The 11,666-nt window shown below is 70.9% G+C and carries 12 protein-coding genes; 3 read left to right on the forward strand and 9 right to left on the reverse strand.

The features are described 5' to 3' along the window. Nucleotides 1-70: 70 nt before the first annotated feature. The 3 genes from Q9R47_RS00520 (at nt 71) to Q9R47_RS00530 (ending at nt 2,718) form a co-directional block, all read left to right on the forward strand. Nucleotides 71-415 carry a CbiX/SirB N-terminal domain-containing protein gene (locus tag Q9R47_RS00520; RefSeq protein ID WP_311231538.1) on the forward strand — a complete coding sequence of 115 codons (345 nt, stop codon included), beginning with the start codon at nt 71-73 and terminating at the stop codon, nt 413-415. Between the two features lie 155 nt (nt 416-570). Beyond that, on the forward strand, nt 571-1,512 hold the full coding sequence (locus Q9R47_RS00525; protein WP_311231309.1) for a CysB family HTH-type transcriptional regulator: 942 nt from the start codon (nt 571-573) through the stop codon (nt 1,510-1,512). A gap of 36 nt (nt 1,513-1,548) precedes the next feature. After that, nucleotides 1,549-2,718 (forward strand): pyridoxal phosphate-dependent aminotransferase, encoded by a 1,170-nt coding sequence (locus Q9R47_RS00530; RefSeq protein ID WP_311231310.1) that lies wholly within the window; start codon nt 1,549-1,551, stop codon nt 2,716-2,718. Between the two features lie 66 nt (nt 2,719-2,784). On the opposite strand, the gene Q9R47_RS00535 is transcribed toward Q9R47_RS00530, so the two are convergent. From Q9R47_RS00535 to Q9R47_RS00575, 9 genes are all read right to left on the reverse strand, one after another. Next, complete coding sequence (locus Q9R47_RS00535; RefSeq protein WP_311231311.1) at nt 2,785-3,651, reverse strand: alpha/beta hydrolase; 867 nt, start codon at nt 3,649-3,651, stop codon at nt 2,785-2,787. 16 nt (nt 3,652-3,667) lie between these two features. Beyond that, nucleotides 3,668-4,060, reverse strand: a complete 393-nt coding sequence (locus Q9R47_RS00540; protein ID WP_311231312.1) for a RidA family protein — start codon at nt 4,058-4,060, stop codon at nt 3,668-3,670. A gap of 54 nt (nt 4,061-4,114) precedes the next feature. Continuing rightward, complete coding sequence (locus tag Q9R47_RS00545) at nt 4,115-4,825, reverse strand: ABC transporter ATP-binding protein (protein ID WP_311231313.1); 711 nt, start codon at nt 4,823-4,825, stop codon at nt 4,115-4,117. Next, nucleotides 4,822-5,589: an ABC transporter ATP-binding protein gene (locus tag Q9R47_RS00550; protein WP_311231314.1), complete on the reverse strand. Its 768-nt coding sequence runs from the start codon at nt 5,587-5,589 to the stop codon at nt 4,822-4,824. The genes Q9R47_RS00545 and Q9R47_RS00550 overlap by 4 nt, the downstream gene beginning before the upstream one ends. Further along, nucleotides 5,586-6,572 (reverse strand): branched-chain amino acid ABC transporter permease, encoded by a 987-nt coding sequence (locus Q9R47_RS00555; protein WP_311231315.1) that lies wholly within the window; start codon nt 6,570-6,572, stop codon nt 5,586-5,588. Before Q9R47_RS00555 ends, Q9R47_RS00550 begins: the two co-directional genes overlap by 4 nt. Before the next feature lie 7 nt (nt 6,573-6,579). Further along, complete coding sequence (locus Q9R47_RS00560) at nt 6,580-7,500, reverse strand: branched-chain amino acid ABC transporter permease (protein WP_311231316.1); 921 nt, start codon at nt 7,498-7,500, stop codon at nt 6,580-6,582. A gap of 21 nt (nt 7,501-7,521) precedes the next feature. Next, entirely contained in the window at nt 7,522-8,724 is a 1,203-nt protein-coding gene (locus tag Q9R47_RS00565; protein WP_311231317.1) for an ABC transporter substrate-binding protein, read from the reverse strand. Nucleotides 8,725-8,807: 83 nt separating this feature from the next. After that, entirely contained in the window at nt 8,808-10,427 is a 1,620-nt protein-coding gene (locus tag Q9R47_RS00570) for an AMP-binding protein (protein WP_311231318.1), read from the reverse strand. A 66-nt stretch (nt 10,428-10,493) separates the two neighbouring features. Then, the gene (locus Q9R47_RS00575; protein ID WP_311231319.1) at nt 10,494-11,666 is read right to left on the reverse strand and encodes an acyl-CoA dehydrogenase family protein; all 1,173 of its coding nucleotides are present in this window, start codon (nt 11,664-11,666) and stop codon (nt 10,494-10,496) included.

The following is an 11,666-nucleotide window of genomic DNA, read 5'->3' on the forward strand; positions in this document are numbered from 1 at the left end:
GGCGATCGAAGACGGCACGGAATCTTCCGGCGGGCAGCCGCGGGCGCCCCATCCCGGGCACGGCGTGGTGCTGTTCGCCCACGGCTCGCGCGATCCGCTGTGGCGCGCGCCGATCGAAGCGGTGGAAGCCCGCATGCGGCAGCAGGTGCCCGGCACGCAGGTGTGCTGCGCCTACCTCGAACTGGCCGAGCCCGACCTGCCCACGGCGGTGCGCGGGCTGGCCGGCCGGGGCGTGCGGCGGCTCACGGTGGTGCCGATGTTCCTGGGCACGGGCAAGCATGCGCGGGAAGACCTGCCCCTGCTCGTGCAGGCGCTGCGCGAAGAGCATCCGGAAATGGAGGTCATCGTGCAGGGCGCCATCGGCGAGGACCCGCGCATGACGGCGCTGATGGCCGAGATCGCGGCCGGCCGCTGAGCACGCCACCGGAGGCGGCCCACCCCGCCCCGCCCGCATCCTTCCGGCGGCACGGACCCTGGCGCCAGCGGCGCATGCCACGGTTTTCCACCGCCAGGCCGGCATGGCTTAGATGGCTGCCGCATAATTGCAACCATCTTTAGCAGCAATCAGATATGAACCTGCACCAGTTCCGCTTCGTCCAGGAAGCCGCCCGCCGCAACCTCAACCTGACGGAAGCCGCCAAGGCGCTCCATACGTCGCAGCCGGGGGTGTCCAAGGCCATCATCGAGCTGGAAGAGGAGTTGGGCGTGGACATCTTCGCCCGCCACGGCAAGCGGCTCAAGCGCATCACCGAGCCGGGCCAGCACGTCCTGAAAAGCATCGAGCTCATCATGCGCGAGGTGGGCAACCTCAAGCGCATCGGCGAGCAGTTCAGCGCGCAGGACAGCGGCACCCTGAGCATCGCCACCACCCACACGCAGGCGCGCTACGTGCTGCCGGTGCCCGTGGCGAAGCTGCGCGAGGCCTATCCGAAGGTGAACGTGAGCCTGCACCAGGCCACGCCGCACGAGGTGGCGCGCATGGTGATCGACGAGGTGGCCGAGATCGGCATGGCCACCGAATCGCTCGCGGACTATCCTGACCTCGTCACCCTGCCCTGCTACGAATGGCAGCACGTGCTGGTGATGCCCACGGGCCATCCGCTCGCGCAGCGTGAACGCATCAGCGTGGACGACATCGCCCACGAGTCGCTCATCACCTACCACCCCTCCTTCACCGGCCGCGGCAAGATCGACCAGGCGTTCGCGGCGCGCAAGCTCCAGCCGCGCATCGTGCTGGAGGCGATCGATTCGGACGTGATCAAGACCTACGTGCGGCTGGGCCTGGGCGTCGGCATCGTGGCCGAGATGGCCATGCGCGACGATCCGCTCGGCGATCTGGTGGTGCGCCCCGTGGGCCACCTGTTCGGCCAGAGCGTGGCGCGCGTGGCGTTCAAGCGCGGCGCGTACCTGCGCAACTTCGTGTACCGCTTCGCCGAGCTGCTGAGCGACCGGCTGAGCCGCGAACTCGTCGCGCGCGCGATGACCGGGCACGTGAACGACTACGAACTCTGAGACGCTGACTTTTTCCTTCCCTTTCCTGCCAAGCACATGACCACCACCGCTGCCGCGCGCACGCCGGCCCTTCCGAGCAAGCTGCCCCAGGTGGGCACGACGATCTTTGCCGTGATGTCCGCCCTGGCGGCGGAGCACGGGGCCGTGAACCTGGGCCAGGGCTTCCCCGATTTCGACTGCGACCCGGCCCTGGTCGATGCCGTGGCGCATGCGATGCGCGCCGGGCAGAACCAGTATCCGCCGATGCCGGGCGTGCCGGCGCTGCGCCAGGCGGTGGCGCGCAAGATCGAGGCACTGCACGGCCGGGCCTACTCGCCGGACACCGAGATCACCGTGACGGCGGGCGCGACGCAGGGCATCCTGACGGCGATCCTGGCGGTGGTGCAGGCGGGCGACGAAGTGATCGTGCTCGATCCCTGCTACGACAGCTACGTGCCCAACGTGGAGCTGGCGGGCGGCACGGCGGTGCGCGTGCCGCTCACGCCCGGCACCTTCCGCCCGGATTTCGGCCGCATCGCCGCAGCGCTCACGCCGCGCACGCGCGCGATCCTCATCAACACGCCGCACAACCCCTCGGCCACCGTGTGGACGGACGAGGACATGCGGGCGCTCGAAGCGCTGCTCGCGCCGACGGACGTGGTGGTGATCAGCGACGAGGTCTACGAGCACATGGTGTTCGACGGTGCCGAGCACCAGAGCGCCGCCCGCTTTCCCGGGCTGGCCGCGCGGGCCTTCATCGTGTCGAGCTTCGGCAAGACCTTCCACGTCACGGGCTGGAAGGTGGGCACCGTGGTCGCGCCCGCGCCGCTCATGGCCGAATTCCGCAAGGTGCACCAGTTCAACGTGTTCACGGTGAATACGCCCGTGCAGTATGGGCTGGCGGCCTACCTCGCCGATCCGGCGCCCTACCTGCAGTTGCCGGCCTTCTACCAGGCCAAGCGCGACCTGTTCCGCCAGGGGCTGGAAGGCTCCCGCCTGAAGCTGCTGCCGAGCACGGGCAGCTATTTCCAGTGCGTGGACATCTCGCAGGTGAGCGACCTGGGCGACGTGGAGTTCTGCCAGTGGCTCACGCGCGAGATCGGCGTGGCCGGCATCCCGCTGTCGCCGTTCTACGGCGACGGGTTCGACCAGCGCGTGGTGCGCTTCTGCTTCGCCAAGCGCGACGAGACGCTGCGCGAGGCGCTGCAGCGGCTGCGCCGGCTCTGACCGGAGGCCTGCGGCCTCTTCGCTATCCCTTCGCTATTCCTCCGCTACCCCGCCGCTATCCCGCCGCTATCCCGCCACCAGCCGCGCCAGGGCACGGCACGGCAGGCTGGCCGGGTCCTCGAACGCCTGCACGGCGTCGAAGTGGTCGGCCCCCGGCATCGGCTGCAGCTCGGCCGCGTTGCCGGCCGCGCGCCACGCGGCGTGGAAGCCCTGGGATTGCTGCGCGAAGGCCTCCTGCTCGGCCGCGCCCCAGCAGAGCGTGACCGGCGTGGCGCTGGGCCGCGCATGCAGCACGGGGGAATTGCGGCGCACCGTGCCCTCGTCCAGCTGGATCGCGGGCTGCAGGTAGCTGTAGCGCAGCGGCGCGATGTCGTAGAGGCCGCTCACCAGCACCGCGCCCGCGAACGGGTCGGCCGGCAGGCCGTAGTCTTCCTCCCAGGGCGTACACAGCAGCATCGCGCCCAGGTGCCCACCCGCCGAATGCCCGCCGACGACGATGCGGGCCGGGTCGCCGCCATGCTCGCCGATGTGGCGCACCACCCAGGCCGCCGCGGCGCGCACCTGCCGCACGATCTCGTCGATCGTGACGGCAGGGCACAGCGCGTAGTCCACCACCACCGTGGCGAAGCCCAGCGCATGCGGGCCCTGCGCCACGCAGCTGAAGTCGCGTGCGCTGCGGGCGCGCCAGTAGCCGCCGTGGATGAAGAAGAACACCGGCGCGCCGGCCCGGTCGGCCGGGAAGATGTCCAGCGTTTCCGCCCGCGTGGGGCCGTAGGGCACGGCAGGCCTGTACGGCAGCGACTGGCGCGTGGCCTCGCTGCGTTCGGCGAAATGCCGGTTCGACGCGGCGGCATCGTGCGCGCGCTTCAAGGGGTCGTAGGCGTCGTCGATTTCCTGCTGGTTCGCGAAGCCGTGGGGGAGCGTCATCGCCATCGGGGGCTCCTGCTCGTCAATCCGGCACCACGGCCGTGACCTCGATCTCCACCTTGGCGCGGTCCTCGATCAGCGCCGACACCTCCACCGCCGTCATCGCCGCGTTGAAGCTGCCGATGATCTCGCGGAAGTCCTGGCCGATCTGCCGCAGAGAGGCCACGTAGTCCTTCTTGTCCGTCACGTACCAGGTCATGCGCACGATGTGCTCGGGCCGCGCGCCGCCTTCCGCGAGCACCTCGACGATGTTCTGCAGCGCCTGCCGCACCTGGCCGCACAGCGTGTCGGTATGGAACACGCCCTGCGCATCCCAGCCGATCATGCCGGCCACGAAGACCATGCGGCCGCGCGCCGCGACGCCGTTGGAGTAGCCCTTGGGCCGGGGCCATCCGGGGGGAAGAAGGACTTGCATGCGAATCTCCTGTCCGTTCGTTTCTCGAAAAATCGTCATCGCTCTTGCGCCGGGTCACACGCCCACGTAGCCCTCCCACAGCGCCGGGTCGGCCGCGAGCGCGCCCGAATCGCCCTGCCACACCACACGGCCACGCTCGATGAGGGTGTGGCGGTCGGCGAGCCGCACGAGACGGCGCACGTATTTGTCGATGACCAGGATGGTCTGGCCCTGCGCGCGCAGGGCGTCCAGGCAGCGCCAGATCTCTTCGCGGACCAGCGGCGCCAGCCCCTCGGTCGCCTCGTCGAGCACCAGCAGGTGCGGGTTGGTCATGAGCGCGCGTCCGATGGCCAGCATCTGCTGCTCGCCGCCCGAGAGCTGCCCGCCCATGTGCGAGGCGCGCTCGGCCAGCCGCGGGAACAGGGCATGCACGCGGTCGAGCGTCCACGGATCGGCGGCGGCATTGCGGCGCGCGGCGAACGCCACGAGGTTCTCGCGCACCGAGAGGTTGGGGAAGATCTGCCGGCCCTCGGGCACCACCGCGAGGCCCATGCGGGCGATGCGGTCCGGCGCCAGCCGCTCTATGCGCTCGCCGCGGAAGCGCACCGATCCGGCCTTCGCGCGCGTGAGCCCCAGCAGCGCACGCACCGTGGTCGTCTTGCCCATGCCGTTGCGGCCGAGCAGCGTGGCGACCTCGCCGGCACGGATGTCGAATGCGATGCCGAACAGCACCTGGCTGCTGCCGTAGGCAGCTTCGAGCCCTTCGACTTCGAGCAATGCGCTCATGGCGTGGCCTCCTCCAGTTCGTCGCCCAGGTAGGCGCGGCGCACGCCGGGATCGTTGCGGATCTCCTGCGGGCTGCCGGTGGCGATCACGCGGCCCGCAACGAGTGCCGAGATGCGGTCGGCCAGGCGGAAGACGGCGTCCATGTCGTGCTCGACCAGCAGCAGGGTGACCTCGCCGCGCAGCCCCTGCAGCAGGCCGACCATGCGCTCGGATTCCTCCGGGCCCATGCCGGCCATCGGTTCGTCGAGCAGCAGCAGCCGGGCCCGCAGCGCCAGCGCCAGCCCCACTTCGAGCTGCCGCTGCTGGCCGTGCGACAGCGCGCCGGCCAGTTGCGACGATCGATCGCCCAGGCCGACGCGCTCCGCCACGGCCCGCGCCTCGGCATAGCGTTCGCCCTCCGCGCGCGCCGGGCGCCAGAACCCGCGGGCGCCGCCGGTGCGCGCCTGCACGGCGAGCGCGAGGTTGTCCAGCACCGGCAACCGGGGAAAGACGCTGGTGATCTGGTAGGAGCGCACCAGCCCGCGCCGCACCCGCGCATGGATCGGCAGGCCGGTGATGTCCGCCCCGTCGAAGTGGATGTGCCCGCTGGTGGGCGCCAGCGTGCCCGAGAGCTGGTGGATCAGCGTCGTCTTGCCGGCGCCGTTGGGGCCGATGAGCGCATGCACCTCGCCTTCGAGCACCGACAGGTCCGCATGGTCGGTGGCGAGCAGCCCGCCGAAGCGGCGCACCAGCTGCTCGGTCCGCAGGAGGACGCGCGCGCTCATGGCCGCCCCGCCTTCGCAGCCCGGGCGCGCGCGAGGCTCAGCAGCCCGTTGGGCGCCACCAGCACCACGGCGAGCAGCACCGCGCCCAGGCCGAACTGCCAGTGCATGGTGTGGGCCGCGAGCACCTCCTCGATCAGGAGGAACGCCACCGCGCCGACGAAGCCGCCGTAGAGCCGCCCCACCCCGCCCAGGATCACCATCACCATCAGCATGCCCGACTGGCTCCACTGGAGCGCCGCGGGGCTCACGAAGCCGGCCTGGTTGGCCAGCAGCGCGCCCGCGAGCCCGGCGATGGCGCCCGCGAGCGTGAAGGCCGCGAGCTTGGTGCGGTAGACGGGAACGCCGAGCGCGGCCATGCGCGTCTCGTTCTCGCGGATGCCCTGCAGCGCGTGGCCGAAGCGGGCGTTGAGCAGCCGCGCCAGGCCGATGAAGACCAGCACGCAGATCGCCAGCACGCAGTAGTAGAAGCGCGCGTCATCCGTCAGATCGAGCCAGGGGCCGACCTGCGAGCGCGACGCGAGCGAGAGACCGTCCTCGCCGCCATAGGCCTTGAGCGACACCATCAGGTAGAACAGCATCTGCGCGAACGCGAGCGTGATCATGATGAAGTACACGCCCTGCGTTCGCAGGCTGACCAGGCCGATCACGAAGGCGAACAGCGCGCCCGCGGCGACGGCGGCCGGCCAGGCGATCCACGCAGAAGCGATGCCCTCCTGCATCAGGATGCCTACCGCATAGGCGCCCACGCCGACGAAGGCCGCATGCCCGAAGCTGACCATGCCGCCGAAGCCGAGGATCAGGTTCAGGCTGGTGGCGGCCAGCGCGAAGACCAGGATGCGGCTCGCGACGCCGATGTAGAAGCCCTCGTCCAGCGCCTGCGCGATGGTGGGCAGCAGCGCCAGCAGCACCAGCAGCGGGATGCTCCAGCGCGGGTGCAGGCCGTGGTCCAGCAGGCTGGGGGGATGGGATGGGGTGGGCGGCATGGTGCTTTCAGCCATGGGAGGGGAACAGGCCGCGCGGCTTCCAGAACAGCACCGCCGCCATCAGCACGTAGATCAGGATCGAGGCCACGGCGGGGCCCGCGCCCGCCGCGGCCGCGGGCCCCAGCAGGCGCTCGGCCAGCAGCGGCACGAGGGTGCGGCCGGCGGTGTCCACCAGCCCGACCAGCAACGCCCCCACCAGCGCGCCGCGGATGGAGCCGATGCCGCCGATCACGATCACCACGAAGGCCAGGATGAGAATGCTCTCGCCCATGCCCACCTGCACGGCCAGCAGCGGCCCGAGCATGCCGCCCGCGATCGCGCAGAGCGCTGCGCCCAGCGCGAAGATGCCGGTGAACAGCCGGCGCACGTTGGTGCCCATGGCCATCGCCATCTCGCGGTTGGAGGCGCCGGCGCGCACCTGCATGCCGATGCGCGTGCGCGTGACCAGCACATAGAGCAGCAGCGCCACCGCAAGCCCGACGCCGATGATGAACAGACGGTAGGCCGGGTAGGAGAAGCCCGGCAGCAGTTCCACCGGGCCGGCGAGCGCCGGCGGCGGATTGAGCGCCACCGGCTGAGAACCCCATACCATGCGCACGGCCTCGTTGGCCATGAGCAGGATCGCGAAGGTGCCCAGCACCTGCGAAAGATGGTCGCGCCGGTAGAGGCGCCGCAGCACCGACACCTCCAGCAGCACGCCGATCGCCGCCGTGGCGAGCGTGCCGCCCGCGAGGCCGATCCAGAATGAGCCCGACGCCGTGGCGATGGACGCGATCAGGTAGGCGCCCACCATGTAGAGCGAGCCGTGCGCCAGGTTGATCATGTCCATGATGCCGAACACCAGCGTGAGGCCGGCGGCCAGCAGGAACAGCATCAGCCCGAACTGCAGGCCGTTGAGCGATTGCTCGAGAAGCAGGAGCCCCGTCATGCGCGCGACCGCCTCACGGCCTCAGGAAGGCATGCGGCATTCGCCGGCGTAGGCGTCGGCATGCGCCTCGAACACGCGGCCGACGGTCTTGTTGGTGATGCGGCCCTGCCCGTCCTTCACCACCTCGCGCAGGTAGTAGTCCTGCACGGGGTAGTGGTTGGTGTTGAAGCGGAACGGCCCGCGCACGGATTCGAACGGCGCGGCCTCCAGCGCCTTGCGCAGCGCGGCCTTGTCTTCCAGCTTGCCGCCCACGCGGCGCACGGCACCGTCGATGAGCCGGGCGGCGTCATAGCCCTGCGCGGCATAGAGCGTCGGCAGGCGGCCGTATTCCTTCTGGAAGTCGGCCACGAAACGCTTGTTGGCGGCGTTGTCCATGTCGTGCGCCCACTGCGAGCTGTTGAAGATGCCCACCATGGCATCGCCCACCGCGCGGATCACGTCCTCGTCGGCCGAGAAGCCCGGCGCGAACAGCTTCATCTCCTTGCCCAGCCCGGCGCCGGTGAACTGCTTGACGAAGTTCACGCCCAGGCCGCCCGGCAGGAACACGAACACCGCATCGGCGCCCGAGGCGCGGATCTTGGACAGCTCCGCGCCGTAGTCGAGCTGGCTCAGCGGGGTGTAGGCCTCCATCACCACCTCGCCCTTGTAGTAGCGCTTGAATCCGGCGAGCGCATCCTTGCCCGCCGGGTAGTTGGGCGCGAGCAGCGCCACCTTCTTGAAGCCGCGGTCCTGCACGGTCTTGCCCACGGCCTCGTGCATGTTGTCGTTCTGGTAGGAGGCGCTGAAGAAGTAGGGATTGCACTGCGCCCCCGCGTACTGCGACGGCCCGGCGTTGGCGCTGATGTAGAAGGTGCGCGACTGGAACACCGGCTGGCCCACGGCCAGCATCACGTTGGAGAACACGATGCCGGTCATGAAATCGACGCGCTCGCGCTTCACGAGCCGGTCGGCCGTCTGCTTGGCCGCGTCGGGGCTCTGCTGGTCGTCCGCCACCGTCACCTCGGCCGGCAGGCCGCCGAGCTTTCCGGCGCCCTGCTTCACGGCGAGCTGGAAGCCGTCGCGGATGTCGATGCCCAGGCCCGATCCCGGGCCCGACAGCGTGGTCAGCAGGCCGACCTTGACCTGGTCCGCCGCCTGGGCGCCGCCGGCCAGCAGGGCGATGGCGGCGCCGAGGGCGGCGGCGCGTGTCGAGGGGCGGTGCGCGCGGGACGGGAGGAATGGCATCGAAGGCTCCTTGGCAGTGGGCGGCAGGCAGTGGATGGAGGGGATGGATCGCGCGGGACACGGGAAGGCGTCGCGCGCCGGCATCACGCCGGGGCGTGTAGCTTAAAGCGCTGCAGCTTGCCCGTCGGCGTGCGCGGCAGCCGTTCGATGAATTCCACGGCGCGGGGGTATTTGTACGGAGCGACCGTGCGCTTGACGAAATCCTGCAGCAGCTGCACGGTGGACCCGTCCGCCGCGGTGCCGGGCCGCAGCACCACGAACGCCTTGACGATCTGGCCGCGGTGGTCGTCCGGCACGCCGATCACCGCGCATTCGGCCACGGCGGGATGGGCCATGAGCGCCTCCTCGACCTCGGGCGCGGCGATGTTGTAGCCGGCCGAGACGATCATGTCGTCGGTGCGCGCCTGGTAGAAGAAGTAGCCGTCGGCGTCCATCCGGTAGGCGTCGCCGGTGAGGTTCCAGCCGTTCTGCACGTAGGCCTGCTGGCGCGGGTCCGACAGGTAGCGGCAGCCCGTGGGGCCCTGCACCGCCAGACGTCCGATGGTGCCCGGCGGCACCTCGCGGCCCGCGTCGTCCACCACGCGGGCCCGGTAACCCGGCACGGGCCGGCCCGTGGCACCCGGCCGCGCCCCCGCCTCGTCGTGGGAAATGAAGATGTGCAGCATCTCGGTGGCACCGATGCCGTCGATCAGCTCGATGCCGGTCGCTTCCTTCCAGAGCGCGCGCGTCGAGGCGGGCAGTGCCTCCCCGGCGGACACGCACTTGCGCAGCGGCGTGCCGCGCAGCAGCGCGCCCTCGGCGGCCAGCGTGCGGTACGAAGTGGGCGCCGTGAACAGCACCGTCGCGTCGAACTCCTGGATCGCCTGCAGCAACTGCGGGGGCCCGGCCCTGTCCAGCAGCACCGCGCAGGCCCCCACGTGCAGGGGGAACAGCAGCAGCCCGCCCAGCCCGAAGGTGAAGGCCAGCGGGGGGCTGCCGATGAACACATCGTCCGCGCGCGGGCGCAGCACATGGGGCGGCCAGCACAGGCAGATCGCCATCACGTCGCGGTGGAAGTGCATCGTCGCCTTGGGCACCCCCGTGGTGCCCGAGGTGAATCCCAGCAGGCAGCAGTCGTCGGAGGCGGTGTCGACGTTGGTGAACTCGGCCGAAGCCCCGGCCATCAATGCCTCCAGGCCTTCGGGTCCGGCATCGTGGAAGTGGCGCACCGCGCGCAGCGGCGAGCCGGGCTCCGCCGCGGCCAGCGCCAGTTCCTCGGCCAGCGACGCGTCGCAGAGCGCATGCGTAACCTGGGCGATGTCGATGATCGCCTTCAGCTCCTTGGCCCGCAGCAGCGGCATGGTGGCCACGGCGATGCCGCCGGCCTTCATCACCGCGAACCAGCAGGCCGCAAGCATGGGGTTGTTGGGCGCGCGCAGCAGCACGCGGTTGCCGGGCTGCAGCCCCATGCGGTGCACCAGCACGTTGGCGATGCGGTGGGCCTTCTCCTGCAGCTCGGCATACGTCCAGCACAGGCCGCCCGGTGCGCGGATGCAGGGGCGCCCGCCGCGGCCTTCGCGCACGTGCACGTCCAGCAGCGGATCGGCGCAGTTGAGGCGCTCGGGGAACTGCAGTTCGGGCAGCGCGAACAGGTACTCGGGCTGCTGCGCGGGCGGCGGCAGGCGGTCGCGTGCGAAGGTATCGACATGGGCGCTGGCATGCATGGCGTCTTCCTTGTCCAATCCGGTGGGCGGAGCGAGGGGATCGGTCGTCGTGCCGGGCGAGCCGCGTCAGCGGCGGTCGGGGCCCGCTGCGGCGGCCGCGGACTTGAGCAGATCACGGCCGATGATGAGCTGCTGCACCTCCGTCGCCCCTTCGTAGATGCGCAGCGCGCGGATCTCGCGGTAGAGCCGTTCCACCGGCTGGCCGCTGACCACGCCCAGCCCGCCGAAGAGCTGCACGGCCGCATCGATCACCTGCTGCGCGTTCTCGGTGGCCGTCATCTTGGCCATGGCGGCCTCGCGCGTGACCACGGCGCCGCGGTCGCGCAGCCAAGCGGCGCGGTAGGTGAGCAGCGCCGCGCTGTCGATGGCCGTGGCCATCTGCGCGAGCTTCGCCTGCGTGAGCTGGAAGTCGGCCAGCACGCCGCCGAACATGCGGCGCGTGGTGGCACGCGCCAGTGCCTCGTCCATCGCGCGGCGCGCGAAGCCCAGCGCCGCGGCGGCCACCGAGGTGCGGAATACGTCCAGCGTGCGCATCGCCACCTTGAAGCCCTCGCCCGGCGCGCCCAGGCGCCGCGCGGCCGGCACGCGGCAGCCGTCGAAGCGCAGCCGCGCGAGCGGGTGCGGCGCGATGACTTCGATGCGCTCGGCGATCGAAAAGCCCGGCGTGTCCGCATCGACGATGAAGGCGCTGATGCCGCGCGCCGCCGGTGCCTCGCCGGTGCGCGCGAACACCACGTAGAAGTCGGCGATCCCGCCGTTGGAGATCCAGGTCTTCTCGCCGTCGAGCACGTAGCCGTCGCCTTCAGCGCGGGCCGTGCAGCCCATGGCCGCGACGTCGGACCCGGCTTCGGGCTCGGACAGCGCGAAGGCGGCGATCGCCTCGCCGCGCGCCACGCGCTCCAGGTAGCGCGCGCGCTGCTCCGGCGTGCCGTGCAGGCTGATCGCCCCGCTGCCCAGGCCCTGCATGGCGAACGCGAAATCCGCCAGGCCCGAATGGCGCGCCAGCGTCTCGCGGATCAGGCAAAGCGTGCGCGTGTCGATCGCGGCGCCGGATTCGCCCACGGCGTGGCGCAGCCAGCCGCCATCGCCGAGCGCGCGTACCAGCGCACGGCATTCGGCGTCCACGTCGGGGCCGTGCTCCGCATGCAGGTGGACCCGTGCCCAGGCATCCAGATCACGCGCCAGCTGCGCATGCCGCGGCTCGAAGAACGGCCAGTCGAGATAGGTGACGTCCGCCAT

Source organism: Acidovorax sp. PRC11 (assembly GCF_031844105.1).
Lineage (GTDB): Bacteria > Pseudomonadota > Gammaproteobacteria > Burkholderiales > Burkholderiaceae_C > Paracidovorax.